This window comes from Nocardia sp. CA-135953 (assembly GCF_050955735.1).
In the GTDB taxonomy this organism is placed as follows: domain Bacteria; phylum Actinomycetota; class Actinomycetes; order Mycobacteriales; family Mycobacteriaceae; genus Nocardia.
The window spans coordinates 4,636,909-4,661,857 of record NZ_CP192082.1; the positions used below are offsets into that span (position 1 = coordinate 4,636,909).

Annotated in this window: 24 protein-coding genes and 1 pseudogene; 6 read left to right on the forward strand and 19 right to left on the reverse strand. The window is 65.3% G+C overall.

What is annotated here, in order from left to right:
- Nucleotides 1-2: 2 nt before the first annotated feature.
- A complete protein-coding gene (locus tag ACQPXH_RS21335; RefSeq protein ID WP_433598306.1) occupies nt 3-1,571 on the forward strand; it encodes an acyl-CoA mutase large subunit family protein in 1,569 nt (522 codons plus the stop codon).
- Between the two features lie 154 nt (nt 1,572-1,725).
- On the opposite strand, the gene ACQPXH_RS21340 is transcribed toward ACQPXH_RS21335, so the two are convergent.
- The 3 genes from ACQPXH_RS21340 to ACQPXH_RS21350 all read right to left on the reverse strand — a co-directional run bounded on the left by ACQPXH_RS21340 (nt 1,726) and on the right by ACQPXH_RS21350 (nt 4,487).
- Entirely contained in the window at nt 1,726-1,950 is a 225-nt protein-coding gene (locus ACQPXH_RS21340) for a MarR family transcriptional regulator (protein ID WP_433598307.1), read from the reverse strand.
- A gap of 123 nt (nt 1,951-2,073) precedes the next feature.
- Nucleotides 2,074-3,213, reverse strand: coding sequence for an acyl-CoA dehydrogenase family protein (locus ACQPXH_RS21345; protein ID WP_433598308.1), 1,140 nt, complete (start codon nt 3,211-3,213; stop codon nt 2,074-2,076).
- The gene (locus ACQPXH_RS21350; protein WP_433598309.1) at nt 3,213-4,487 is read right to left on the reverse strand and encodes an acyl-CoA dehydrogenase family protein; all 1,275 of its coding nucleotides are present in this window, start codon (nt 4,485-4,487) and stop codon (nt 3,213-3,215) included. The genes ACQPXH_RS21345 and ACQPXH_RS21350 overlap by 1 nt, the downstream gene beginning before the upstream one ends.
- Before the next feature lie 178 nt (nt 4,488-4,665).
- Here ACQPXH_RS21350 and ACQPXH_RS21355 point away from each other — a divergent pair, with 178 nt between their 5' ends.
- The 3 genes from ACQPXH_RS21355 (at nt 4,666) to ACQPXH_RS21365 (ending at nt 7,380) form a co-directional block, all read left to right on the forward strand.
- Nucleotides 4,666-5,862, forward strand: a complete 1,197-nt coding sequence (locus ACQPXH_RS21355) for a cytochrome P450 (RefSeq protein ID WP_433598310.1) — start codon at nt 4,666-4,668, stop codon at nt 5,860-5,862.
- Between the two features lie 89 nt (nt 5,863-5,951).
- On the forward strand, nt 5,952-6,113 hold the full coding sequence (locus ACQPXH_RS21360; RefSeq protein ID WP_433598311.1) for a hypothetical protein: 162 nt from the start codon (nt 5,952-5,954) through the stop codon (nt 6,111-6,113).
- A 52-nt stretch (nt 6,114-6,165) separates the two neighbouring features.
- Nucleotides 6,166-7,380 (forward strand): cytochrome P450, encoded by a 1,215-nt coding sequence (locus ACQPXH_RS21365; protein WP_433598312.1) that lies wholly within the window; start codon nt 6,166-6,168, stop codon nt 7,378-7,380.
- A 150-nt stretch (nt 7,381-7,530) separates the two neighbouring features.
- Here the strand turns inward: ACQPXH_RS21365 and ACQPXH_RS21370 are convergent, their stop codons facing one another.
- Entirely contained in the window at nt 7,531-7,947 is a 417-nt protein-coding gene (locus tag ACQPXH_RS21370) for a cobalamin B12-binding domain-containing protein (RefSeq protein ID WP_433598313.1), read from the reverse strand.
- Nucleotides 7,948-8,202: 255 nt separating this feature from the next.
- On the opposite strand from ACQPXH_RS21370, the gene ACQPXH_RS21375 reads away from it, so the two are divergent.
- The gene (locus tag ACQPXH_RS21375; RefSeq protein ID WP_433598314.1) at nt 8,203-9,663 is read left to right on the forward strand and encodes an aldehyde dehydrogenase family protein; all 1,461 of its coding nucleotides are present in this window, start codon (nt 8,203-8,205) and stop codon (nt 9,661-9,663) included.
- A 63-nt stretch (nt 9,664-9,726) separates the two neighbouring features.
- Here the strand turns inward: ACQPXH_RS21375 and ACQPXH_RS21380 are convergent, their stop codons facing one another.
- The 8 genes and pseudogenes from ACQPXH_RS21380 to ACQPXH_RS21415 all read right to left on the reverse strand — a co-directional run bounded on the left by ACQPXH_RS21380 (nt 9,727) and on the right by ACQPXH_RS21415 (nt 16,891).
- Nucleotides 9,727-10,137 (reverse strand): TetR-like C-terminal domain-containing protein, encoded by a 411-nt coding sequence (locus ACQPXH_RS21380; RefSeq protein ID WP_433603527.1) that lies wholly within the window; start codon nt 10,135-10,137, stop codon nt 9,727-9,729.
- A 6-nt stretch (nt 10,138-10,143) separates the two neighbouring features.
- A pseudogene (locus ACQPXH_RS21385) lies at nt 10,144-10,404 on the reverse strand (helix-turn-helix domain-containing protein); the annotation flags it as partial.
- Nucleotides 10,401-11,558 carry an aldehyde dehydrogenase family protein gene (locus ACQPXH_RS21390; protein ID WP_433598315.1) on the reverse strand — a complete coding sequence of 386 codons (1,158 nt, stop codon included), beginning with the start codon at nt 11,556-11,558 and terminating at the stop codon, nt 10,401-10,403. The gene ACQPXH_RS21390 and the pseudogene ACQPXH_RS21385, both read right to left, overlap by 4 nt.
- 412 nt (nt 11,559-11,970) lie before the next feature.
- Entirely contained in the window at nt 11,971-12,732 is a 762-nt protein-coding gene (locus tag ACQPXH_RS21395; protein WP_433598316.1) for a GntR family transcriptional regulator, read from the reverse strand.
- 186 nt (nt 12,733-12,918) lie between these two features.
- Nucleotides 12,919-13,359: a hypothetical protein gene (locus tag ACQPXH_RS21400; RefSeq protein WP_433598317.1), complete on the reverse strand. Its 441-nt coding sequence runs from the start codon at nt 13,357-13,359 to the stop codon at nt 12,919-12,921.
- Nucleotides 13,360-13,771: 412 nt separating this feature from the next.
- Nucleotides 13,772-14,878 (reverse strand): NDMA-dependent alcohol dehydrogenase, encoded by a 1,107-nt coding sequence (locus tag ACQPXH_RS21405; protein WP_433598318.1) that lies wholly within the window; start codon nt 14,876-14,878, stop codon nt 13,772-13,774.
- 40 nt (nt 14,879-14,918) lie between these two features.
- Entirely contained in the window at nt 14,919-16,394 is a 1,476-nt protein-coding gene (locus ACQPXH_RS21410) for an aldehyde dehydrogenase family protein (protein WP_433598319.1), read from the reverse strand.
- Nucleotides 16,391-16,891 carry a VOC family protein gene (locus ACQPXH_RS21415; protein ID WP_433598320.1) on the reverse strand — a complete coding sequence of 167 codons (501 nt, stop codon included), beginning with the start codon at nt 16,889-16,891 and terminating at the stop codon, nt 16,391-16,393. Before ACQPXH_RS21415 ends, ACQPXH_RS21410 begins: the two co-directional genes overlap by 4 nt.
- A 286-nt stretch (nt 16,892-17,177) precedes the next feature.
- On the opposite strand from ACQPXH_RS21415, the gene ACQPXH_RS21420 reads away from it, so the two are divergent.
- Nucleotides 17,178-17,921 carry an SDR family NAD(P)-dependent oxidoreductase gene (locus tag ACQPXH_RS21420; RefSeq protein WP_433598321.1) on the forward strand — a complete coding sequence of 248 codons (744 nt, stop codon included), beginning with the start codon at nt 17,178-17,180 and terminating at the stop codon, nt 17,919-17,921.
- Between the two features lie 406 nt (nt 17,922-18,327).
- Here the strand turns inward: ACQPXH_RS21420 and ACQPXH_RS21425 are convergent, their stop codons facing one another.
- The 7 genes from ACQPXH_RS21425 to ACQPXH_RS21455 all read right to left on the reverse strand — a co-directional run bounded on the left by ACQPXH_RS21425 (nt 18,328) and on the right by ACQPXH_RS21455 (nt 24,839).
- Nucleotides 18,328-19,506, reverse strand: coding sequence for an NAD(P)/FAD-dependent oxidoreductase (locus ACQPXH_RS21425; protein ID WP_433598322.1), 1,179 nt, complete (start codon nt 19,504-19,506; stop codon nt 18,328-18,330).
- A complete protein-coding gene (locus ACQPXH_RS21430; RefSeq protein ID WP_433598323.1) occupies nt 19,503-19,895 on the reverse strand; it encodes a ferredoxin in 393 nt (130 codons plus the stop codon). Before ACQPXH_RS21430 ends, ACQPXH_RS21425 begins: the two co-directional genes overlap by 4 nt.
- Nucleotides 19,870-20,397: an aromatic-ring-hydroxylating dioxygenase subunit beta gene (locus tag ACQPXH_RS21435; protein ID WP_433598324.1), complete on the reverse strand. Its 528-nt coding sequence runs from the start codon at nt 20,395-20,397 to the stop codon at nt 19,870-19,872. Before ACQPXH_RS21435 ends, ACQPXH_RS21430 begins: the two co-directional genes overlap by 26 nt.
- 50 nt (nt 20,398-20,447) lie before the next feature.
- On the reverse strand, nt 20,448-21,755 hold the full coding sequence (locus tag ACQPXH_RS21440) for an aromatic ring-hydroxylating oxygenase subunit alpha (RefSeq protein WP_433598325.1): 1,308 nt from the start codon (nt 21,753-21,755) through the stop codon (nt 20,448-20,450).
- 115 nt (nt 21,756-21,870) lie between these two features.
- Nucleotides 21,871-22,524, reverse strand: a complete 654-nt coding sequence (locus ACQPXH_RS21445; RefSeq protein ID WP_433598326.1) for a GntR family transcriptional regulator — start codon at nt 22,522-22,524, stop codon at nt 21,871-21,873.
- Nucleotides 22,525-22,820: 296 nt separating this feature from the next.
- The gene (locus ACQPXH_RS21450; RefSeq protein WP_433598327.1) at nt 22,821-24,314 is read right to left on the reverse strand and encodes a glutamine synthetase family protein; all 1,494 of its coding nucleotides are present in this window, start codon (nt 24,312-24,314) and stop codon (nt 22,821-22,823) included.
- A 216-nt stretch (nt 24,315-24,530) separates the two neighbouring features.
- On the reverse strand, nt 24,531-24,839 hold the full coding sequence (locus ACQPXH_RS21455; protein ID WP_433603528.1) for an aldehyde dehydrogenase family protein: 309 nt from the start codon (nt 24,837-24,839) through the stop codon (nt 24,531-24,533).
- Nucleotides 24,840-24,949: the final 110 nt, after the last annotated feature.

Below are 24,949 nucleotides of genomic sequence, written 5' to 3' on the forward strand. Positions count from 1 at the left end.
CCATGTCCGGAACGACGCGCTCAGGTATCCCACTCGCCGACGTCTACACCGCCGCGGACGTCACCGCCGAACCCGCACCGCCGGGCACAGCGCCGTACACACGCGGCATCTCCCCTGGCGGCTACAACGACCGCATGTGGGTGATGGGACAGTACGGCGGCTTCGGCTCGGCGGCCGAAACCAACGCCCGCTTCAAACGCCTGCTCGACCAGGGGCAGACCGGCTTCTCGGTCGCCCTGGACCTGCCGACTCAGCTGGGTCTGGACTCCGACGATCCGCGCGCGCTCGGCGAGGTGGGCCGCGTCGGCGTGCCGATCGATTCGCTCGCCGACTTCGAGACGCTGTTCGACGGTATCCCGCTGTCCCAGGTCAAACAGATTCGCACGACCGCGAACTCGATCGGCCCGTTGTGGGTTGCGCTGGTGACCGCGTTCGCGGAGAAGCGGGGCACGGACCCGAACGACATCGCCATCTTCATCCAGAACGACGTGCTCAAGGAGTATGTCGCTCGCGGAACGCAGATCTTCCCCCCGGAGGCGGGCCTGCGGATGGCCGCCGATGTGGTGGAGCACACCGCGGCGCACCTGCCGAACTGGACGCCGATGGCGTTGTCCAGCTACCACATTCGCGAATCCGGCGCCGATGCCGCGCAAGAGGTGTCGATGACCCTGTCCAACACCGTTGCCTACCTCGACGAGGTGGTAAGGCGTGGCGTGGACATCGACCAGTTCGCCGACAAACTGTTCATGTTCCTCTCGGCCGGCATGGACCTGCTCGAGGAAGTGGCCAAGTTCCGGGCGGCCCGCACGGCGTGGTCACGGCTGCTGGAGAGTCGTTACCACGCCGGAGCCGATGCCCGAGCCCTGCAGATCTTCTCGTACACCGCGGGTTCCTCGCTCACCGCGCAGTCGCCGCACACCAACATCGTGCGCGTCACGATCGAGGCGCTGGCAGCCGTGCTCGGTGGCGTCCAGACGCTCAACACTTCCAGTTACGACGAAGCACTCGGCACGCCGACCCTGGAATCGGTGACGCTCGCGCTGCGCACCCAGCAGGTCCTTGCCGAGGAGACCTCGCTGGCCAAAGTCGCCGATCCGCTCGGTGGGTCCTATGTCGTCGAGTCGCTCACCGGCCAGATCCTTGCCCGCGTCGAAGCGGATATGGACGTGATCGCCGAACACGGCGGCGCGCTCCGCTGTATCGAATCCGGCTGGTTCGCCGAACGACTCTCCCAGCAGGCATACGAGGATCAGCAGAACGTCGAGAGCGGTGCCCGCCGCGTCCTCGGTGTGAACTGCTTCATCGACGACTCCACGATCGAGGTCCCCGCATTCTCCGTGGACCCCAGCGCCGAAGAGCAACAGCGCAAGCGGATTGCCCAGACTCGCGCCGACCGCGACCAGAGCGAGGTCGACGTCGCGCTCGACGAAGTCCGTCGCGCGGCCCGCCATGGAGAGAACTGCATCGGATCGATCACCGCCGCCGTGCGCGTCTACGCGACGGTCGGTGAAATCTACGGAGTACTGCGCGAAGTGCACGGCCCGTACACCGCGCACACCGGTCTCGGCTGATCCACTCCGAGCCAGCCTTGGTCAGGCCCCCTCGGGCCGACCGGGCTGGCTCAGCTAGTAATCGAGTCGCTCGCAACGGTAGCGCTCCTCGTCCCCGCCGGCGGCGCCAGTGCCTGGAGCAAGCTCATCTTCGCGGCGGGATCCAGCTCATTGATCATGAACGCGTCCAGGACGATCGTCTGCATCGATTCGTCGAGAATCCGGGTGCCAGCGCGGTCCGCGCGACCAGCCGGACCCGGCGGTCGCGCTCACTTACCTTGCACACCACCAGATCTCGCTGCAGCAACTGCCCGACGATGACGCTGACCGCGGACGCGTCCACGTCCAGTCCGCGGGCCAGCTCCCGCTGGGAGCGCGGCCCGTCCAGCTTCCGCAACACATTCGATTGCCCGTCGACGGCGGTATCACGTCCGGGCCGTTCCTGGATCCCCAGCGGATCAGGGAATTCGCGACCGAAGTAGTTGCGGCCGAATAGAACTCCGCGGCCGACCGGCCGCCTCGCTCACATGGCGAGGCGGTCGGCCAGCTCGGTCCGGTACCGGTCGGGTTCGCCGAACATCACTTCCGATGCCCTGGCGCGACGGAAGTACAGGTGCGCCGAATGTTCCCAGGTGAAGCCGATTCCGCCGTGCACGTGGATGGTGTCGGCGGTAATGGAACCGGCGGTCTCGGAGCAGAACATCTTGGCCGCGGTCGCGGCGGCGGGAAGGTGTTCGGGCCGATTGTCGGCGAGCCAGGCGGCATGTTCGACAATGGCCCGCATCGACTCGAGACCGACGGCCATGTTGGCGCACATATGCTTGATCGCCTGGAACGATCCTATCGGGCGGTCGAATTGCACACGGGTCTTGGCGTATTCGGCGCTCATCTCCACGGCCCGGTCGGCGCAACCGAGTTGCTCCGCCGCAAGTGCCAGCAGCGCCCGATCACGAACCTTGTTCACGATCTCGGCTGCCCGGCCGTTCGAGATCCGGCGGGCCGGCGCCTGCTGGAACTCCACTTTCGCCACCGAGCGAGCGAGATCCAGCCCGCGCAGCCCGCGAATCGTCACCGTGGGCCCCGGCTCGACCAGATACAGCGATCCACCGTGGTCGTCGGATGCCACCAACAACAACGCATCCGCGTGACACGCGTCGAGAACTCCGGACAGGGTTCCCGACACGGTCGCCTCGGCCCCGGAAACAGTTGCCGCGATAGTGAATTCGTGCCCCAGCGCGGGCAGGGCCGCGGTCGCGAGCAGGGCACCCTCGGCGATCTTCGGCAGCAGTTCCTGCTTCACCTGCTCGTTTTCCGCGGCGAGCAGCGCGGGAATCGCAAGGCCCACAGTGGAAAGCAGCGGCCCACTGTAGAGCGAGCGGCCCGCCTCCTGCAACGTGATCGACTGTTCGACCCAGCCGAATCCGTGGCCGCCGTACTCCTCGGGGATGGTCAGGCCCGCGGCGCCCAGCTCGCCACCGAACGCCTGCCACAGGTCGCGGTCGAATTCTTCGGCGCGGCCCTCGCGTTGGCGCAAAACCTCTTCGGAATGACGGCTCGACAGCAGAGCGCGAACCGAGTCACGCAGATCGAGATGCTCCTGGCGCAGTTCGGCGCCGCCACCGGCGACCTCGGCCGGGGCCAGCAACGCCCCCCTGGTTCCCATCACTCCTCACCTTTCGGCGGTGTCCCGCCATTCGTATTCGCCGTGCGCCGTGCGCCGTTCACCGACGGCTCGCGCGGCAACCCCAGCACCTGTTCGCCGATGATGTTCATGACGATCTCGTCGGTACCGCCGCCGATGGCCAGGCCGGGCGCGGCACAGAGGCGTAGCGCCCACTCGTCCACGCCTTCATCCTCGCTGTCCCAGGCCGTGGCGTTCTCACCGTGAATCAGCACACCGGTGCGCGAGGCCTTCTGGATATAGCGGGAAGCGGCCAGTTTGCCCACCGACCCCTCGGGTCCCGGCGTCCGACCAGCCTGAATCGCCCGTTTGGTTCGCTCTCGAAGCAAACCCAAGACCAGTTCGTCGATCCAGGCATCCGCCAGCCTGCCCCGAAGGAGCGGATCCTCATCCTTGCCTGCGGCGCGTGCGGCGGCAACCAACATCGCAAAGCTGCCGCCGCGCAGTGCGGTATTGCCTGCCACCGAGACGCGCTCGTTGAGCAGGGTCGTACGGGCCACGGTCCAGCCCTCGGTGGGTGCGCCGACTACCTGGTCATCGGGGATGAACACATCGTCCAGGAAGATTTCGTCGAATTTAGCGTGGCCCGTCATCTGCCGCAGCGGTCGCACGTCGACCCCGGGAGCGGCCATGTCGACGACAGCGACCATCAGGCCGGCGTGTTTGGGCAGGCTCGGATCACAGCGCAGCAGCGCCAAACCGAACTGGCTGTGCCGGCCGCCGGAGGTCCAGACCTTCTGCCCCGAAACTCGCCATCCACCATCGACGCGGGTCGCGCGCGAACGCACACTGGCCAGGTCGGACCCGGCCCCGGGCTCGGAGAACAGCTGGCACCAGATCTCATCACCCCGGACCAGCGGCGGCAGGTAGCGCTTGCGCTGCGCATCGGTCCCGTGCCGCAGGATTGTCGGACCACACATGCCGAATCCGACACCGAGCAATACGGTGGGCAGCTCGTAGCCCGCGATTTCCTGCTGATAGATCAGTTCGTAGCGCGAGGGGAGTCCGCGCCCGCCGCATTCCTCGGGCCAGCTCAACGCCGCGAAACCGGCTTCGGCGAGGCCGCACTGGAACTCTTTGGTCCGGCGAACGGACTCCTCATCCTGCTCCTCGGCAGTGCGCCCGGCACCGTCCGAGGCAGACAGGACCGGGAGATTCTGCTCGGCAAGCCAGGCGCGGAGCTCGGTCCGGAAGCGAGACTCCTCGGGAGCTTCGTCCAGCAGGCCGCGCTCCTCGGGCTCGGCAAAGATCGACATGGAAATATCCTACATCCAGGATACGAGCTAAGAAATGTGGGGCGCACCACGGTTAGCATCATTTGCATCCAGGATCCTACTTTGTCATCATGGTCCAGGTCACATTCCTGCTGGCTACACCCACCGTCTTGCGAGGTTCTCGATGACGCAAACCGATCCAACCGAAGCAACCTGTCCGGTGAGCACCGCGCAGAGAATCGCGGAGTATTCGACTTTCGCTCCCTGGTTGCAGACCGATCCCATTCCTTATTGGAAAGAGATGCGAGACGCGGCGCCGATCGCGCGTTCCGAGCAGCACGGCGGCTACTGGATCATGACCCGCCATGAAGATATCGTCTGGGCGGCACGGAACCCGGACATCTTCAGCAGCGCCGAACCACTGGTCCCCTACCACCCGTTGCTCGGTGCGGAGCGGCAGATTCCGCTCGAGCTGGACGGCAAGGTCCATCGAGATTGGCGGCGCACCCTGGGTGATGCTTTCAGCCCGGCCGCGGTCGAAGCGATCACCCCGCGAATTCGGCAGGCGGCCGCAGAATTGGTCGACCGGTTGGCAAACAACGAGCGATGCGAGTTCATCAGCGAGTTCGCCGTCACCCTGCCTGCGGAGACCTTCCTGGCCAACTTCGGTATCGGCCGGGAGCGGCTGGAAGAGTTCATCACCTTCAAGAACTGGTACGTGCACGAAGCGTTGCCCAACGCGCACTCGGGACTGGACATCATCGAGGCGGGGCGCCCGATTCGCGCATTCTTCGCCGAGGAGGTCGAGCGCCGCCGCGCGGCCGGCCAGACCGATGGCATAGATGTCATCTCACATCTGATGCGCGCGACCCTGGACGGTCGGCCACCGACGCTGGACGAGATCTCCAATGCTTGCTTCGTCTCGATGCTGGCCAGTTTGGACACCACGACGTCGGCCCTTGGACTGTCCTGGGCTCGCCTGGCGCAGGACACCAGGACTCGCGCCGTGATCACCGAATCACCCGACGCCATACCGGCTCTGGTCGAGGAGCTCATCCGCATCGAGCCGGTGCTCACCACTGCCCGCATCGTGACCAAGGACGTCGAATGTCACGGCGTCCAACTCTCGGCCGGGGACAAGGTTCTGATGTCCTGGGGCATGACTGGTCTGGACCCGGACGTCTACGATGAGCCGGACAAGTTCGTCGTCGATCGAATCCGCAAGAGACAGTTGGCCTTCGGTGTCGGACCGCACCGCTGCCTGGGTATGCACGTCGCCAGGCGGGTACTGGCCGTCGCGCTGCAGGAGTGGCATATGCGAATCCCGGACTATCGACTCGATCCCGAACAGCCGCCGGTCCTGCATTACTCATCGGTCCGCGGCGTCGATCAACTGCAGCTGCTGATCGGACGGTGAAAACCCACCGCGCATACTCGATCGAACCAGAGTAAACCGGCGCTTGGGCACTCCGCCGCGATGCACTGCCGGAAGTGGCGGTCCGCCGAGTGTCGGCGGGCAGTCGCCGCGAACTGCACGACGTGTTCGAACTCGCCCGCAATACCGGAATTCGTCCCGAAGTTGTGCGGTATCCCCTCGAACGCGTCGGTGATGCCATCGACGCCCTACACAACGGACAGATCGTCGGCCGGGCCGTGGTACTCCCCTGACCACATCGTCGACCGGAGTTATCGGACAAACACGTGAATGAGCATCGAAGGCATGGAAAGCTCGGATCTCGTGAACGGCCTCGAGCAACGCGTCGAACTGCACAGTCCCGATTTCTCCCACGATCCGCATCGCGCCTACCGGCAGATGCGAGAGCGTTTCGGCCGCCTCGTGCCGGTCGAACTCGCGCCCGGCGTCCCCGCCACCCTCGTCATCGGCTATCGAACCGGCCTTGCGATCCTCAACGATCCGGACCGGTTCCCCACCGACCCCCGCACCTGGGAGCCCAGCGTGCCACCCGAGTGCCCGGTGCTCCCAGCCATGCGCTGGAGGCCGAGTGCCTCGCGCACAACCGGTTTCGAGCACGCCCGGCTGCGCGCCGCGGTCTCTGCGGCACTGGACGAGGTCGACCTGCACGGTGTGCACGCGATCGTGGAGCGCACTGCGACACCATTGATCAACGCGTTCTGCACCACCGGTTCGGCGGAGCTGGTCACCCAGTACGCGGGGCCGGTCGTCTTCATGGTGATCAACCACCTGCTGGGCTGCCCGCCCGAGATCAGCCAGAAGGCCGCGGCCGGCATCGCCGCGATTCTGGACGGTGGCTCGGACGCGGAGGAAGGCAATCGCGCGTTCGAGAGCGCACTGCTCGAACTGATGGAGCTCAAGCGCACCACGCCCGGCACCGACATCGCGTCCGGTCTGTTGCGCCACGGCGACACCCTCGACGACGACGAGATCCTGCAGCAGCTCATCATGTTCTACGGCATCGGGATGGAGGCGGCGCAGTCGCTGATCGTCACCGCACTATGGCTACTGCTTACCGACGACCGGTTCGGCGGCAGCATCGTGAGCGGTGTCTTGTCCACACGTGATGCCCTCGACAGCGTCTTGTTCGAGGATCCGCCACTGCCCAACATCAGTTTCAGCTATCCGCGGCAGCCGATCATGATGGACGACGTGTGGCTGCCCGCCCACCAACCCGTCGTGGTCAGTTTCGCCGGGTGCAACTCCGATCCGGAGATCGCCGCCGGAGACCGGACGGGCAACCGCGCACATCTGGCGTGGGGAGCCGGGCCACATGCGTGTCCGGCCAAGTCGCTCGGCTATCTGATCGCACAGTGTGCCGTCGATCAGTTGCTCGACGCACTTCCCGAACTCGAACTCGCGGTCGCGGCCGATGCGCTCGAGTGGCGGCCGGGATGGCTGCAGCGTGCTCTTGCCGCACTTCCGGTCGCATTCCCGCCTTCGCCGCCCTTGCCGTCGTAATGACCCACCGCTCCTACTCCGTCGCCCCGGACCGCGCGCAACTGCCGGGGCGATGGGTAGTGCTAACGGCCCCTGGCTCTTTCCCATGTCTGCCGAATGTCATTGGCCAAGACGTCGGATACTTCAGCGAACCTTCCCGCATATCTTCTGTCACGCTCGGGACGTCTGTTCCAAGCTGCGCGAACGCACCCACTCGACGATCTCGGTCAGGCTCGCGCCCGGGGTGAACACTCCGTCGACGCCCATCTCCTTCAACCTGGGCACGTCGGCGTCGGGAATGATGCCTCCGCCGAACACCACTACATCTTCGATGCCCTGCTCTTCGAGCAGTTCGATCAGGCGCGCGAACAGGGTCAGGTGCGCACCCGACAGCACCGAAAGGCCGATGAAGTCGGCATCTTCCTGCAGGGCGGTCGCGGCGATCTCCTCCGGACGTTGATGCAGACCGGTGTAGATCACCTCCATCCCGGCATCCCGCAGTGCGCGGGCGACAACCTTCGCCCCACGGTCGTGCCCGTCGAGACCCGGCTTACCGACGACCACCCGGATCGGTCGCGTTGCGGCCATGACCACCTCCTAGGTTTCCCATAACAGTATCCTGGATCCTACTTTTCGCCAATGTGCGAGTTCTCTTGAATCCGAAAATAGACAGCGGATTCACCTTGCCTCGATACCGCGATTCGTGCATCCTGCATCCAGTACTCTGTCACTGACGCCGTGACAAACGGCATGGAGAACCGAAGGCCGGCTCGGGCCGCCCCCGGTCTCCCCGCTCCCGGACAGGTGACCTTGCACTGACCGAACGAACGAATTGGAGGCGACATGGTTGCCGATGACCGGAGCGAGATCTATGTCGGCGGGCGATGGGTCGATCCACGACTCCGGATTGATCTGATCGATCCGAGCACCGAAATGGTCTTCACTCAGGCGCCGATGGCCGAGACGGCAGCGGTGGACGACGCGGTGGAATCCGCCAGGGCGGCATTCGACTCGGGTCCCTGGCCGCAGCTGTCCCGCAAGGAACGGCTGGACGTGCTGTTGAGCATGTCGGCATACCTGGAAGAACACGCCAGCGAGTACGGCGACCAGCTGCTGCGTGAGACAGGACTGCCCCGACCGTTCGCCCGGGGCGGCGTCTTCGCGGCCGCTGGCCACGCCCGCTACCTGGCCGGGATCTACGAGTCCTACCCATGGACCGAGAAGCGCCAGGGCGTCACCGGAGTCAATACCCTTCTGGTACGGGCGGCCGTCGGTGTCGTCGCGGCCATCGTGCCGTGGAACTCCCCGTTCAGCCTGGCCGCGAGCAAACTCATGCCAGCGTTGCTCGCCGGGTGCACCGTGATCCTGAAGGCCTCCCCGATCAATGCGCTGAGCCTGCTCGCATTCGCCGACGCCGCCGAACACGCTGGTCTTCCGCAAGGGGTACTGAGCGTCTTCGCGGCCGGCCCCGAGCCGTCGCAGCGACTCGTGACGCATCCGGGCGTGGACAAGGTCGCATTCACCGGCAGCGACGCGACCGGTGCGGCGATCGCGGCCTCGGCGGGACCGTTGTTCAAACGCCTCACGCTGGAACTGGGCGGCAAGTCGGCAGGCATCGTGCTGCCCGATTGCTCGCTCGACCGGCTCCGCGCCGCGGTACCTCCGGCCTTCACCCTCAACAACGGTGAGGCCTGTGCGGCGATGACCCGGATGCTGGTGCCGCGCGCGCGGGCGGAGGAGATCACCAGCGCCGTCGCGGCCGAAGTCGACAAGCTCGTCGTCGGCGATCCGCGGGATCCGGCAACGGACATCGGACCGCTGGTGAACAAGGCGCAGTACGAGCGGGTGATGGGCTACATCGCCGGGGCGCTCGAGGACGGCGGTCGCGCGGTGTGCGGTGGGTCTCGGCCCGATCATCTCGACGTCGGCTACTACGTCCGTCCCACCATCATCGAGGGTGTCGGCCCGAATTCGAAGATCGCCCAGGACGAGCTGTTCGGCCCCGTGCTGACGGTGCTGCCGTACGACGACATCGACGAGGCCGTCGCGATCGCCAACGGAACTCGTTACGGTCTGTCCTCAGCGGTGTTCGGCGAGGACGAGGATCAATTGAACGCTGTCGGCAGGCGGCTACGCAGCGGCTCGGTGCACTTCAACAACGGCTTCACCGTCGATATCGGAATTCCGTTCGGTGGCTTCAAGGCCTCTGGCACCGGGCGTGAATTCGGACCCGAAGGCATCGACCCCTACGTCGAAACCAAAGCCGTGTTCCTCGACGGGCAGCCCTACCGCGCACGACGCTGAAAAGTGCCCGAGCAGCGCCGCGCGGTCACCGGCCCGACCCGCGGCGCTGCTCGCAAGCATCGATCACGACGAACCAATCAGCCGGTCGACGATTCGGGCGACGACTTCTCGCGCATCGACTTCGCCGACACCATGTACCGGAACATGCGGCGCCAAGAGCATCCGGCTCAATGCCACGCCGTGGAGCAGATCGAGTATTTCGCGGTAGTCGGCGTCCGGAGGCAACTCTCCGCGACTCACACCACGTTCGACTATCTCGCGCATCTGCTCCAACGCCGGCTCCAGAACTCTGGCCCGGTATGCCTGAAACAGGTCCGGCAGCATCTCGGCCTCGACGAACACACGTAACGTCGCGCCGCCATGGGGACCCAGGTATTGCTCCAGCATCGCCACACCGAACTGAATCAGCTGTTCGCGTGCACTTCCCGAGGCAACGATCGCGTCCCAGCCGGGCTCGATGTCCAATGCCTCCATCAGGAGTTCCTCGGGCGAGGACCAACGCCGGTACAGGGCGTTCTTCCCGACCCCTGCCCGCCGAGCGACCTGGTTGAAACCGAATGCGGCGCTACCGGATTCGGCGAAAACCGCGCGCGCTGCCTCGAAAACGCGGGCCTCCATGCCGGGGTCGCGGGGCCGTCCGACTGTCGCGGTCCGACCACGCGTTCGTGTCGCCGCCGCGCTGTCGCGGTCGTCCGTTCCGAGCGTGGTGGCGGAATCGTTCTCGCGTGGTCCGCCCGTCATGCCGAACGCGCGGTCGTCCCCGCGACCGATTTCCTGGCATGCGACTGGTTGAAAGTCGATCCGCCGGTCCACACGGAGTCGATGCAGAAACCCGCACGCCGCGCCAACTGCTGGGCGCCGTCGAGGCCGCCGTCGTAGGGCAGCAACGCCACCAACGGCCCGGGAACGGGCGGTTGGGCGACAGGTCCCAGGGGGTCGGGGTCCGCCACGACTGTCGGTTCCAGGAAGCAGCCGTCGTCCCAGGTGCGGTCCCGTGTGCCGCCCAGGGTGATCCGCGCTCCGGCCCGCCACGCCTGCGCGACAGCCGATTCCAGCGCCTCGACGTGCCAATCGTCCAGGACCGGGCCGATTGCCACATCCGGATCGCGCGGATCACCGACCGCCAGCGCGGCGACCGTGTCGGTCACGGCATCGACGATCTCGCCGAATCGCTTGCGGGGCACCAGAACACGCGTCCGGTCACGTCCGTACTGCCCATTGCCCGCAAGGCACAACCAGGGCAGCGCGGCGAGAAAACCATCGAGTGGAGCATCCTCGGACAGCAGTGCCGACGGGAGCGCGGACACAACGGCGTAGCCATTCGCGATCACGTGCTCCACGGCGGATCCCAGCAGCGCATCGACTGCGGCGGCACCACCGGGAAGCACCGTCACCAGTCCGTCCGGCAGCCCAGCGGCCCGCACGGCCTCGCCGAGCAACAGTCCGCTCAACGCGATCTCGGGTGCGACCACCACCACACATGAGCGGCCGGCCAGCAACAGCGGAACGATGAGGTCCGTGGTGCCCGCCAACGGGTCGTTCCACGTCACGACTACCCCGCAGACTCCGGCCTTGGCCCGGGATTCAGGGACGGCGAAGCCTGGGGACAGCGAAGGCAACGGGGTGACCGATACGCCTACCTCTTCGGCCAGCAGTCGAGCGATCTCCGGTTGTCGCAGAGTGACCTGCTCGATGACGCGGTGTACTGCGAGATGCTTGTCGACCGCGGGCACTGCCGCCCAATCCAGCGAGGCACGACGCGCGGCATCGACCGTCTGCAATACCTGACGGTCCGTCGCCAAAGGCACGCGCCCCAAGGAAAGACCGGTGACGGCAGAACACAGCCATGCCTCGTCGCCGTCCGCGTGTGCGGCCGACGGCCCCGTCACGGTCACTTCGCCAAATCGCCTCATCGCTCGCTCCCGCACGTGGCCTCGATCTCATTTCTGGGAGCCAGGCTATTACGGACCGCCGAAGTCCGCAACGATCGATTTTCGCGGCCCCTTTTGCCCGGCAACGCTTTCCAGCAGCTCGATCGTTCACCGAATACGATGCACGGCAACATGTTCCGACACATGGCGGCGATACATCGGGGCTTCCCGGTCGTCGCCGAGGCGGCTTTCGTTGCCGTCGTCGTCGCGCAGCCGGTTTACTTCACTTCGCCGGCGTCTCTCTACCGAAGATCTGGAGTCGGCTGCCCGCGAGTCGACAACCGAAGCGACGGCACGAACTCACCGAGCCGCGCCTTCGGCGAGAGCGCCAGGACGATCCGCGGACACCTCGCGCCGCGGAATGTGCGGATATGGTTCAGCCAGCCGCTTTACGCCCCTTGGCTTTATCGGCTTCAGCGCGCGTGCCCAGGCTTTCCAAAAGCTCGATCGTGGCGCGAATGTGCTGTTGCGCCGCACGTTCGGCGGCCGATGTATCGCCGCTGACAATGGCGTCGAAGATCTTCTTGTGGTTCTCGTTTCCGACCCGAATGGCATTGTGCACAGCCGAACTCGATCCACCCTTGCTTCGCTGGAGATGCCGGGTGAGTTGCATCTGCGTCGAAATTCGAACCAACGGTTCGAATTCGTGCAACCGAGGATTTCCCGCGGCGTCGATGATCGCGAGATGGAAATCAGCGTGCGCTTCGCTGTACCGGGTCAGATCCAACGGCGACTCGGCCGCGGACACCATTCGCTCTATCGCCTGTCCGATGCGACCGCTCGAATCGTCGGATAGACCCCGCCGGGCCGCCAAGCGGGCAGCGAGCCCGTCGATGACTTCCCTGATCTCGTAGGTATCGATGAGGGATTTGCGGTCGACCTCGACGACCTCGACCGTCTTGTTGCCGTTGGAAATTCGCAGCAAACCGTCGCGCTCCAAAAGCCGGAACGCCTCACGCAATGGAGTGCGGCTGACACCCAACTGCTCGGAGAGCTGAATCTGCAACAACTGCGAGCCGGGCTCCAACTCGCCACGCAGAATGAGGTCGCGCAGCACGTGCGCAACCTCGTCCGCCAGCCTCATCTGAGGGCGGTTCAGCAGCCCCACCGGGAGCTTGTCGAGTCCTTTGTCGGCCAAGTTTCCGACTCCTCATCCGATACCACGGTCCATTAATTGCTACATGCAGGATACCAGCCGGGGTTCGACGAACATGGACTCGCCACAGCGTCACGGAATCTACCGCCGAAGCCCGTGGAACCCGCCTCGGCGATCCGATGGTGACGCTATGCACAGCCACACAGAATCTTGTCTTGAATCCACGATTCAAGATACATCGAGTCGGTTGTCGAGTATCGGCGACACGAAACCCGGTTCAGCGGTTCGCCGTCCAATCCAGGAGCCGATTCCAGAGAATATGGCGGGTGCGCTCATTCCTGCCTCGCGAGGCAGAACTGTGCATCTCGCCTCCTCGGCACGCAATACTGCATCAGGGACGTCGTCGGCATGAAACTGCGGCCCGAGCAATTCACGCGGAACCTCCAGATACCCGCTGTCCCAGGTCTCCAGCGACATGGCTTTCAGAGCCGCTGCCGCATCCTCCAGCGACTTGGCGCCGAGCTCGGAATTGCCGACGAAAGAACTGCCCAGCACCACGATCCGATCGAACGGCCGGTGTCGAGCTTGCGCCGTCACAGTGATCTGCCCGCCCAGGGAATAGCCGAGGCCGACCAGTCCGACATCAGGCAACGGCGGTAGCGCCGCCAAACTACCGGATCGCAACTTCTCACCCAGTACCGACGCCGTCTGCGCCACAGCCTCCGCCATGTTGTGGACCGTAATCTCGGTCCCGTCGGACGGGCGGCTGCTGGCACCGGTGCCGAGGTTGGCCGAGGTTGGCTGAGGTTGTCCGGGGACAGCACGATCGCACCACGCGCTACCGCGTGATCGGCGAAGCTGTAGCCAGTCAACCCCGGCACCCGCAGATGCCAGTAGGACCTGTCGTAAGTTCCACCGGGACCAACGACCAGCGCGACCGGGGTGGCTCCGAGCCTATCGGTGAGCGGGGAGAAGAGCGTACCTGCCATCCGCTGGTTACCCAGACCTGTGACGCTTACTTCAACCTCGAACTCGGCCTGAATCGTCTCGGTTGTCCAACCCGATCCGCGCTCCCGCTGCATCAGAACTCGATGACTCCCCGCAGGTTCTTGCCAGCGTGCATGTCCGCGTATCCGGTCGCGATGTCATCCAGGGAGTACTTGCGAGTCACCATCTCGTCGAGCCGCAGGATGCCCGCCCGATACAGGTCGAGCATCGCGTTGATATCCGCAGCGGAATTGGTCAGCCCGAAAACGACACCGATCAGCGACTTCGCAGACAGCAGAAACCCGCTCAGCGGCAGGAGCGGCCGGTCGTCGTCGTATCGAGCAACTGCGGCGAGCACGAGTTTGCCGCCCTTGGCGGTCAACTGCTCCGCCGGGCCCAGCATGTCACCGTTCAACACGCCGACGGTCATGACCACGGCGTCGGCCATCACTCCCCTGGTCAGCTCCCGGACCAGGTCGAGCGCCTGGTCCATCGACTCGGCAACGTGGGTGGCCCCCAGCTTCAATGCCTGCTCACGCTTGAACGCCTGCGGGTCGACCGCCACCACGCGGGCCGCTCCCGAGATCCGAGCGCCCTGCACCGCGCTCATGCCGACGCCACCGGTGCCGACCACCACCACGGTCTGCCCCGGACGAACCTGCGCCGCTCGAACGGTCGCGCCGTAGCCCGTCACCACACCGCAGCTCAGGATCGCCGCACTGGCATCGGAGACATCCGATTCGTACGCCAGCACCTGCGTCTGCCGGACCACCGTGTACTCCGCGAATGTGCCCAGCTGCGCGTAAGCGCCGATCGGCCGGTCACCCGAGTAGAAGGGGGCCGATCCATCCGGACGGAGTCCGGACAGGACGTGGGCGTTCTCATCGCACAGGTAACTGCGACCCGAGGAGCAGAACCGGCACTTACCGCACGCCGGCGTCGCCAGCAACATCACCTTGTCACCGACCGCCACACGGTCGACGCCTGGACCCGCGGCCACTACCTCACCAGCACCCTCGTGTCCGCCCACCAGCGGCGCCTCCCCGGGAAAATCGCCCGTGACGTTGTGATCGTCACTGTGACACAGGCCGGCATAGAACATTTTGACGAGCACTTCGCCCGGCCCGGGATCGGCGACGTCGATTTCCTCGACGCTCCAAGGTTTTCCGACCTCCCAGAGGACAGCGGCTTTGGTCTTCATGAATGACTCCTTTGTCGAATGCGGAAAGGATCAGGGTTGATCAAGCGAGTGGGATGTAGACGTTCTTGTGATGCACGAATTCCTCGATGCCGGCGCGCCCGCCTTCGCGACCGAATCCGCTATGTTTGGTTCCGCCGAACGGCGCGGAGGCGGTCATCGACGGGAAGCTGTTCACGCCGATGTAGCCCGCCTCGAGTTCACTGGCCACCCGGTGAGCGCGCACCAGATCGCGGGTGTGCACGTAGGCGGCCAGCCCGTAGCGTGTGTCGTTCGCCTTGGCCAGGACCTCTTCCTCGGTCGAGAACGGCAACACGGCCAGTACCGGGCCGAAGATCTCCTCCTGCGCCAGTCGACTGCTGTTGTCGACGTCCGCGAAGACGGTCGGCCGGATGAAGTTGCCGCGTTCGAGCTCTCCTCCGACACGCTCACCGCCGGTGATCAACCGGGCCGAGCCGCTCCGCGCGTCCTCGACATAACCGAGGATGCGGTCGATCGCGCCCTGGCTGATGACCGGACCCATCACCGTGGCGGCCGCGAGCGGATCACCGATCGTCGGCGACTCCGCCACCGCGCGCGCCTGCTCGAGCACCTGGTCGTACACCGAGTCCTGCACGAACAACCGCGTCGGAAACAGGCAGCCCTGCCCGGAGGACGCGATGGTGGACATCAAGGCGGCCATCTGCGCGGCGTTGCCGAGATCGGCGTCGTCGAACACGATGTTCGCCGACTTGCCACCCAATTCCAGGCATACCGGTGTCAGGCTCTGCGCTGCGAGCGTCATGACCTGCTGCGCAATGGCCGGGCCGCCGGTGAACGACACCTTCCGAACGTCCGGATGAGCGATGATCGCGGTACCCGTGTCCGGCCCACCGGAGACGATATTGACCACGCCCTCCGGCAGTCCGGCCTCGAGCAAGATCTCCCCGAAGCGGATCAGCGCGAACGGGCCGAGTTCCGGCGACTTCAGCACGACGGTATTACCGGCGGCGATCGCCGGTGCGATCTTCATCGAGGCGTTGATGACCGGACCGTTCCACGTCACCAGCGCACCGACCACGCCGTACGGCTCATAGCTGACGTAGTCGAAAGCTCGATCGGGATAGCTGGTGATCAGCTCACCCTCGAATTTGTCGGTCCACCCCGCGTAGTACTCGAACTGATCGATGGCCATGCCGAGCCGGTTCGTGGCCAGCGGTGCGCCGGTTTCCAGCGCCATGATCTGCTTGAGTTCGTCCTCGTGTTCGCGCAACGCTTCGGCGATCTTGAACATGAGGTAGCGGCGCCGATCCGCGGGCATGCGGCGCCAGGCCGGGAACGCGGCCTTCGCCGTCGCAACGGCCCGGTCCACTTCCTGCTGTCCGGCAATGGGTATCTGCCCCAGCACTTCTCCGGTGGTCGGGTCGACATGATCGAAGGTTCCCGAACCGGTCTTGAACACGCGGTCTGCGCCGATCAGCAGAACCGGGTCCGGGAGCACGGCTGCGGCCACGGCAGTGTGGTCGGCGACGATGGTCATGAGGTCTCCTGGTTGGAATTCGACGGGTCGGTGCCGAGCCATTGGTCGATCTGCACGACGTTGCCCTCGGGGTCGTAGAACAGGGCGGTTCGCACGGTTGCGTCGCCGGGGTGGGCGTTGGCCGGTCCGTCGTTGTTCTTCGGTCCGGTAATGATCTCGACGCCCATCTCCTTCGCCTTCAGCACGACCGCATCGACATCCGCGACCAGGAAGGCGACGTGGTCGAACCCGATGCCCTGCAATGGAGTTGCCGTGCCGTCTTGCGTCCGGCCGACGTGCTGGCCGAGCGCGATGTAGCTGGCTCCCCACTTGTTTTCCCAGCGCAGATAGACCTCACGGCGATGGAAGTCGATCCGCGTGCCGTCGCGGTCGGGCGCGGAGAACGAGTGTTCACGGTCGATCGAGACCGCCAGTCCCAGCAGATCCTGATAAAACGGCAGGACTCGGTCGATGTCTCGCACCTGAACAGACAGGTGCGAGAACCCGGTGACCGTCATGCGCTATCACCCGGCCTCGACTGGTTCAGGCCCGCGCTGCGGGCTTCGGCCTCCGGTATGTGCACGTTCATCTTTCTCGCCTTCTTTCCCCGTTCCGAGCTAGTGTATCCAGGACCCAGGACGCAGGCAATGGATCATTTCGACCGGGTCGCGACCGACGGAAATCGCGACGAAGTATCCTGGATACCAGTATTCAATATATGTCCCCCGAGCGGGACACGTATAGGAAGGCCGTGCAGTGACTCAACTGTTTCGAGACGACGCGCTAGCAGGACGCCGAGCACTCGTGACCGGCGGAAGCCGCGGGATCGGCGCGGCCATCGCGACACGATTCGCCGACCTGGGCGCAGAGGTGATCTTGGCGGCCGATGACGCCGCCGGGCTCGCAGCCACTCGGGATGCCATCGTCGACAAAGGCGGCAAGGCTCAGATCGCCGTAGTGAACCTCATGGACCGCGAAGCGATCGCCGACCTCGCCCGCCAGTACGACGGAGTCGACACCCTTGTGAACAACGCGGCACCCGACCAGAAGCCCTTCCCTCTCCTCGACGCGCCAGACGAGTTGTGGGACGCGATGTTCGCGCTCAACTTCTGGGCACCGCTGCGGTTGATCAAGGCGCTCGCCCCGGCCATGATCAAGGCGCGAAGCGGCTGCGTCATCAACATCTCCTCGATCTCTACGCGCAACCCCGCGCCGCGCGTAGCCCCGTACGCCGCCAGCAAGGCAGCGCTGGAGATCGTCACCCGCATCGCCGCGATGGAAATGGGCCGCGACGGTATCCGGATCAACTCCATCGCGCCCTCGATGGTCCGCACCCAGCGGACCCAGCCAATGCTCGACGACCCTACGTTCGCCGCCTCCGCACTCGCGCGAATCCCCATGGGCCGCCTCGCCGAAACCGACGATGTCGCCGACGCCGCGGCATGGCTGGCGTCGGACGCCGCCTCCTTCGTAACCGGTCAGGTGCTGGCGATCGAAGGCGGTTCATCGGTGGGCACCTTCAGCCACGTACCGCCGAAAGCCGACTGACACCACTGGGCACGGGGCCCGCGCCGAACGGGCCCCGGTCAGGAACGATCGGATTCGTCCACATCGGTGCCCGAACGCTCCCGCACCAGCCCAGCGAGAGCTTCCTCCAGAACACTCCTGTGCTCCTGCGGTCGGACATCGAGAAAATCCTCTTCCGCACGACGAACATCCGCAGTCGCCGCGACGATCCGCCGCCGACCGGCCGAGGTGGGTGAGACCGCGATCAGCCTGCGGTCGGCCGAATCCCGATCCCGACGAACCAGCCCTTGCTCTCCAACGCATCCAACAGCGCCGTCGAACACTTCGTCTCCACCGTCCGCTGCATCTACCGGACTTGGATGCCGTGGCACACCGGGATCAGCGTCTCGGCGGGAAGGATGTCGATTCCTTCCCGCTCGCCAACTGATCAGGATTTCCCAATTCTCCGGCGCCACCTGGCGAGTTCACGGGTCATTCCGAAGCTCAACGCTCCGGACAGCTTTCCTGCTCGCCAGTAGCTCGCGACGAACCGATACGCTGCCGGCGAGCCCTCTTCCAGGCGCATCTCACAGCCGATTCCGAACCTGCCGATACCCCTGATGTTGACGCCGTACTGATCAGACCAGAACTCCGGCAAGGCGGTGTACGGCTGCGGATTACCAAGGACGCCCTGAGCCGCCGAGAGTCCTGAGAGCGCTGCGTTGGTCCAGTGCTCAACGCGCATGAGGTCTCCGCCGAAGCTGCGATGCGGCCACCGCGCAATGTCGCCCACCGCCCAGACCGGCCCGAGGTCGGTGCAATCGGCGGACCGGACCTTGAGCGTCTCGTCGCAAACTACACCGTTGTCGATCAGTGCCCCGCTGCCTTCGAGCCATTCGGTGCTGGGTTGTCCCCCGATGCCGACGAGAAGCAGGTCCCCTTCAACCGTCGACCCGTCGGCGAGCGTGACTCCTTCGACGCGGGTGTCGCCGTGGACCTCGGCGACTCGAGTGGCAAAGTGAGTTGCGACGCCATGCTCTCGGTGCAGGTCGGTGATCGTCGAGGCGACGTCATCGCCCAGGAGTGCGGCGAGCGGAGCGGGCGACTGATCGATGAGCGCGGTCTTGATCCCAAGCGAGCTGGCGGAGGCTGCGACCTCGCAGCCGATGAACCCGGCGCCCATCACGATGATCCCGCTGGACCTCGCGAGCCCGTCGGCCAACAGGGAAGCGTCCTCGACGGTCCGGAGTGTGATGCGGCCGACGCCTCGGGCGAGGGCGTCGGGCCAGCGCGGTCTCACACCGGTAGCGATGATGAGGGCGTCGTAAGCAACCGAACGTCCCGACTCGAGGTGGACAGTCATACGCCGCGGGTCGAGGTCGATGGCAGGGTCTGCGAGGTGCCACATCGCCTCGAGCTGATCGGCGCCCTTGAACGCCAACTCGGTAGCCGGCATCTTCCCGAGCACGAACTCCTTCGACAGCGGTGGCCGGTTGTAGGGAAGGTGTGGTTCTTCGCCGACCATGTGGAGCCGACCGGTGTAACCGCCGGCTCGCAGGCCTTCGGCGGCGCGAAGGCCTGCGAGCGAGGTCCCGACGACGACGACGTCATGGAGGTTGTGCGTCATCCGTCGTATGCGATCGCTTGGACCGGGCAAAGACGAGCAGCCAGCTCGATCTCCGCACGGTCGACGTCGTCTGGATTCGGCTCGTAGAGGAGATCTCCCGCCTCATCGAACTGGAATATGCCGGGTGCGGCGAAGACACACTGACCGTGTCCATCGCAGACATCCAAATCTACAGTCACTCTCATCGTGGGCTTTCCCTCCGCTCCTCGCGGTATTTGGACAACTTCGGCGTCAGGGTGGTAGGCAGCAGGCGCTGCTGCCAGGGCCCGAACCGGCCGACTCGCAATCCCCCAGCCGCCACGCGTCGGCGGAGTCGACCGCGGCCTCGATCTGTTCCCATGACTCGCGATCCCACCAGCGACCTCACAGCACGATCGACATGTTTTCATGCGGCTGGTCACTCTCGACGAGATAGACGTGCTTGGCGCGCACGTTCCAGCCGGTCGACGCAGCCGCGATGCGGTGGTGGAGCCACCCGAAGTGAGTGGCGTGGCGTGGTCCTCGCGCCTCGTGGAGGACGAAGTTGGATCTGACCAGCACGTCTTCGCCGTCGCGCGCTACCTCGACGTTGCTGAGCATGCGGACGGTCCGTGACTTCGGGATCTGGCTCCAGATATAGGCACTGCGAAGCCAGACGATTCGGTCTTCGAGCCGGCGGCGGTCGTCGAGGGCGATCGAGACTTCGGTTTCCGGGTCCCCTCCGCCGGGATGGCTGGGCACCCAATAGACGCAGTCGTCGGAGTACAGGTCGAGCCAGTCCTCGAACCTGCCATCGTCCAGCAGGCGGGCCTCGAGGAAGAGGAAGGCCTCGGCCTCAGCTCGGAGAGCGCCATTGCTTACCGGGGTGTTCTCGCTCCACCAGCGAGAATCCGACCGCAGCCGGTCGTACAACTCCGGCGTGAAGTACCACGACTCCCGAACCGGGACGTTCCCGAGATCAGTCATTTGAGCCAGAGTCCTTCCATGAGGTCGCGCCAGAAGGCGAAGTGTCCGCGCGCCGGATGTTCGTGCGTGACGGGGCCGGTGGTGACCTCGCCCTCGATCGTGACCCGGTCCATATCGCCGAGGCCCCGGTTGGTCATGACCCACTCCACTTCGGGGATGGCGAGGCCCCGCTGGCACTCGGCGAAGTTGGCCAGGTCGTCGGGCTCGCCGAACGCGGGGAAGTCCTCCTGGTGTCGCATCCGCAGGGTGTTGATGGAGTCCGGCAGTTCCGGGGAGGTGGTGGCGAACCAGGTCAGCACGGTCTGGTCGACCGAGATCGGGTCGAGGACCTGGATCTGGTTACCGATGAGCAGCAAGTTGGGGAAGATGGTGAAGTTCATTTGAGCTCCGACGCTGAGGTCGAGAGCGTTGACGGCACCCTCGCCGAGGTTCTTCTTCGCCTCGGACTCGATGAACTCGCGCCCGGGCGCCGGCCGCTGTTGTGCGAAGTACGAACCGGCTCCGTCGTAGGCAGGGCGCTGGTCGCAGAGGCTGTGACCGTGGCCGAGCGACTGGATATAGAGCGGTCCATTGTCGGGGCTGTCGGCGAAGTAGGACATGTCGCGGCCATCGCCGTATCGGGACGCCATCTGCAGGAGCGATCGGTGGGAGAAGGCCGGGTGGTAGCCGTCCACGGAGTTGTCGAGCACCAGTTTCCAGTTGGCCGGGACGACCATCTTGTGCTTGCCGTTGCGGGCGACGAGGTCGCTGCCGGGGAAGCGGGAGACCCACATCTCCAGAATCTCTTCGGCGGCACCCAGGTACTCACTCAGCGACGGTGCAGAAGGATTGAGGCAGGCGAAGACGAAGCCATGCCGGATCTCGACCCGGGCGCCGTGGAGCGGGAGCTGGGTCTTGTCGAAGTCCGGACCGTACGCCTCCGGCCAGGGCACACCATTCAGTTCACCGGAGTTTGCATAGGACCAGCCGTGGTAGGGGCAGGTGAAGCGGCTCGCCTTGCCGGACTCCCGGCGACATACGGTGGCTCCACGGTGCCGGCATCGGTTCAGGAGAACGTGGATTTCCCCCTTACGGCTGCGGGTCATGAGCATCGGCCGACGGGCGATGTCTCGCGTCACGAAGTCGTTCGGCTCGGGGATCTCGCTGGCGTGGCCGACGTAGAACCACACCTGGCCGAAGATGCGCTCCAGTTCGGCATCGAAGATTGCCGTGTCGGTGTAGACGGTGCGGTGGACGGCGTCAGGCCGAACCAGTTCGCTGGGTGAAGGAGGAGCCGGCATTGGTGACCGCCAATTGCTCGCCATGAGTGAGTTACCTTTCCGTCGAACGGTCGCAACCGCAGCGTGTCCGTATACCGTATACCGTATTTGCTAATGGTGCCCAGCGAGCCGGCTCGCGAGCACAACCGGTCGGCGAGGCCTAGTCGAGGTGAGAGGTGCGTCCCTCGCGGATATGCCCGCGCAAGGCTGTGAACGCCTCGTCCGGGCCCGAGCGCAGGGCGTCCAGCAGTGGGAGGTGCTCGTCGCGAACCGACATGGTCGGTTTCACATGCCCGGCGTAGTCGGCGAATGTGGCCATTCCGCGCGCCCGCTGCCAGATATCGTCGAAAAGCACGAGAATTACAGGATTCCCCGTCGCCTCGACGAGCGCACGATGGATCCGCAGGTTGGCGCTGAACGCATCTCGGACGTCGCCGCCACCGGCTGACCCTACGGATTCGATCGCTTCAGCAACGATGTCGATGGCCGCGGGCCCCATCTCTGCGACGCGTCGAGCCGAGAAGCCCTCGACTGCCTCGCGAGCTTCGTAGATCCACTCGACGTCCTCGACGGTGATCGCACTGACGACGTAGCCGCGACGCCCGGTCGGCTCGATCAGCCCCTCACGCTCGAGTCGCAACAGCGCGTCCCGCACGGGAGTACGGCTGATCGCAAGCTGATCGGCGAGCTGGTCCATGACGAGGCGCGCGCCGGGCGCGAATAAACCAGTCATCATCGCGTTCGAGATACGTTCGTAGGCGACATCCGCCAGACTTGCGCTCGTGCGGCCGATCGGTTCGAGTTGCCACGCCATCTGTACCGAATCCTCCTATGTTCGCCGCGCGCGCGCGAGAATACCAACCGGAGGCCGGGAGCCTCGCGCGAACGCACTTCAGGTCGGCTTGCCGCAGGAACTCCGGCAGTGCACAGGTGATCTCGCGCTCGAGGCTGGCGATAACGATGAACTGACTGCGGTCGGCCGGGCGCTCCACTTGGCGGAGTGGCCCCTTTGCCGGGAATTCTGCGACCACTCTGTCGCAGAAACTCCTGTCCACGCCTCCCACGACCGCGAGTATAGGAGGCGGCGAGCCGATACCTCAGGTCGGAGAGTCAGAAGAGCTCGAAGTACTCACGATGTTCCCACTCGGTGACGTTGGCGGCGTACTCGCCGTCCGGCCCGTGCTCGGCGAGGTGGGCGTTGTAGCGCTGAACCTCGCTCTGCTTGATCGTCAGCAGGTAGTCGACGAAGTCCGAGCCGAACGCTTCGCGGTAGAACCTGTCTCCGGTGAGCCGCTCCAGTGCCTGCTCGAGCGAGCCGGGCAGCGACTCGGCATCCTCGGCGTAGGGGTCTACGCTCGGCTCGCCGGGCTCGATCTTGTTGAGCACGCCGTCGAGTCCGGCGGCAGCCTGTGCGGCGAAGTAGAGGTAGGGGTTGGCAGCGGGCTCGCCTACGCGGTTCTCGACGTGAGACGCAGGGTCGTTCGCAGCGCTGATGACGCGAACCATCGCGGCACGGTTGTCGGCGCCCCACGTCAGCCGATCCGGCGCAAGCGAGTAAGGCCGGCGCCGTCGGTAACCGTTGACCGTCGGTGTGGTGAAGACCGATGCAGCCGCTGCGTGGGCGAGCGTTCCGCCCACGTAGTGGCGGCCCAGCTCGGAGAGCAGCTCACCCTCACCGGGCACCATGAGGTTGGTTCCATCGGTGGCGTCCACCAGCGAGGTGTGCAGGTGCCAGCCGCTGGCGTAGAAGCCGGGGATCCCGGGCGTGCACATGAAGGAGGCCAGGTGGCCGTTGCGACGCGCCACATGCTTGATTGCCTGACGGGCGAGAAGCGCGGCGTCCGCGGCGGCCACGCCTTCGAGGATGTCGAAGGTTGTCTCGATCTGGCTCGGAGCCCATTCATCCTCGACCGAGCGCAACGGCAAGCCGAGATCGACCAGTGCCCGGCGAATCGGACGCAGCGCGTCGTCGACGACGTCCAGATTGCCCTCGAGCATGAGGTTGTAGCCGCGATTCAGCGGAGCTACGACGGCGGGATCACCGGGCCGGCCCGGCGCGCCGACCGCGCCGGTAGCGAGCATATCGTCGACGATGCGAGTCAGGTACCACTCGATCTCGATGCCGGCGACGAATCGGTAGCCGGCCTGCTGCACTCGTTCCAGGGTGCGCCGGAGGATGTGACGCGGCGAATATGGGAACGGCATGCCGTCGCGGGTGTACAGGTCGCACAGCACCCATGCCGTGTCCGGCGCCCAGGGCAAGACCCTGACCGTCTCCGGGTCGGGGACCATGACCATGTTCGCCAGCCCGGCGAGTTCGGGGTCGCCGATCCCACCGTCGGGAGTGAACGGATTGATAGCGATCGTGTTGGCCGTGTCGAAGAAGAACGGCGCGATCGTGGCTTCCGCACCCGAACGGAGCGCAGCGAGGTAACCGTCCACGGTGAGGGCCTTGCCGCGAATGAGACCGTGTTGGTCGGGCCAGATGAGGCGGACGACCTCGATGTCGTGTTGCTTCATGGTCTCGTGAGAGCGGGCGGCGGCGGCGCGCTGATGATCGTTGTGCAGGCCGTATCGCTCTACGAAGGGGACCGGACTGTTCATGTATTGCTCATTTCTAGAGGGTCGTGCAGGTAAGGCTCGGGCGGGTGAAGGAGGAGCCGACCTTGGTGACGGCCAATTGCTCGCCATGAGTGAGTTACCTTCCATCGAACGGCTACAACCGCCGCTCGCCCGAATACCGTATACCGTATTTTGAAGTCCAGCGAGTCGACCGCGTGAGCACAACCGGTCGACGAGGCCTCAGCCGAGGTTTCGCGGCTATCTGCGGTCGATCTGCATCACCACGACCCTGGGCTCGGTGAAGAATTCGCGGCTGAAGTTGCCGCCCTCTCGACCGATTCCCGAGTCGCCGACACCACCGAAGGGTGTGCGCAGGTCGCGGATGAAGAAGCAGGTGACCCAGACGATGCCGGCGCGTAGCCGCGAGGAGATCCGGTGCACCCTGGAGCGGTTCTCGGTGAACAGCATCGCGTTGAGCCCGCACCGCGTGTCGTTGCTCAGACTGATTGCCTCGTCCTCGATCTCGAACTTGTGACCACCACGACGGGGCCGAAGATCTCCTGGCAGTACTGCGAGGCCTGCATGTCACGCGTGAGCGACCGCGCTCGGAGCAAACCGCGCAGCTCGCGGCGCTGATCACCGATGGGCCGTGACCTTGTGGCGCCGCCACCACGCGA

Excerpts from the sequence above, each read along its gene's own strand:
- ACQPXH_RS21350 (WP_433598309.1), bottom strand. The coding sequence starts at position 4,487 with ATGTCGATCTTTGCCGAGCCCGAGGAGCGCGGCCTGCTGGACGAAGCT.
- ACQPXH_RS21410 (WP_433598319.1), bottom strand. The coding sequence starts at position 16,394 with ATGACCATCGTCGCCGACCACACTGCCGTGGCCGCAGCCGTGCTCCCG.
- ACQPXH_RS21440 (WP_433598325.1), bottom strand. The coding sequence starts at position 21,755 with ATGGCGAGCAATTGGCGGTCACCAATGCCGGCTCCTCCTTCACCCAGC.
- ACQPXH_RS21345 (WP_433598308.1), bottom strand. The coding sequence starts at position 3,213 with ATGGGAACCAGGGGGGCGTTGCTGGCCCCGGCCGAGGTCGCCGGTGGC.
- ACQPXH_RS21335 (WP_433598306.1), top strand. The coding sequence starts at position 3 with ATGTCCGGAACGACGCGCTCAGGTATCCCACTCGCCGACGTCTACACC.
- ACQPXH_RS21375 (WP_433598314.1), top strand. The coding sequence starts at position 8,203 with ATGGTTGCCGATGACCGGAGCGAGATCTATGTCGGCGGGCGATGGGTC.
- ACQPXH_RS21405 (WP_433598318.1), bottom strand. The coding sequence starts at position 14,878 with ATGAAGACCAAAGCCGCTGTCCTCTGGGAGGTCGGAAAACCTTGGAGC.
- ACQPXH_RS21380 (WP_433603527.1), bottom strand. The coding sequence starts at position 10,137 with ATGGAGGCATTGGACATCGAGCCCGGCTGGGACGCGATCGTTGCCTCG.
- ACQPXH_RS21450 (WP_433598327.1), bottom strand. The coding sequence starts at position 24,314 with ATGAACAGTCCGGTCCCCTTCGTAGAGCGATACGGCCTGCACAACGAT.
- ACQPXH_RS21365 (WP_433598312.1), top strand. The coding sequence starts at position 6,166 with ATGGAAAGCTCGGATCTCGTGAACGGCCTCGAGCAACGCGTCGAACTG.
- ACQPXH_RS21445 (WP_433598326.1), bottom strand. The coding sequence starts at position 22,524 with ATGGCGTGGCAACTCGAACCGATCGGCCGCACGAGCGCAAGTCTGGCG.
- ACQPXH_RS21430 (WP_433598323.1), bottom strand. The coding sequence starts at position 19,895 with ATGAAAACATGTCGATCGTGCTGTGAGGTCGCTGGTGGGATCGCGAGT.
- ACQPXH_RS21370 (WP_433598313.1), bottom strand. The coding sequence starts at position 7,947 with ATGGCCGCAACGCGACCGATCCGGGTGGTCGTCGGTAAGCCGGGTCTC.
- ACQPXH_RS21425 (WP_433598322.1), bottom strand. The coding sequence starts at position 19,506 with ATGACGCACAACCTCCATGACGTCGTCGTCGTCGGGACCTCGCTCGCA.
- ACQPXH_RS21415 (WP_433598320.1), bottom strand. The coding sequence starts at position 16,891 with ATGACGGTCACCGGGTTCTCGCACCTGTCTGTTCAGGTGCGAGACATC.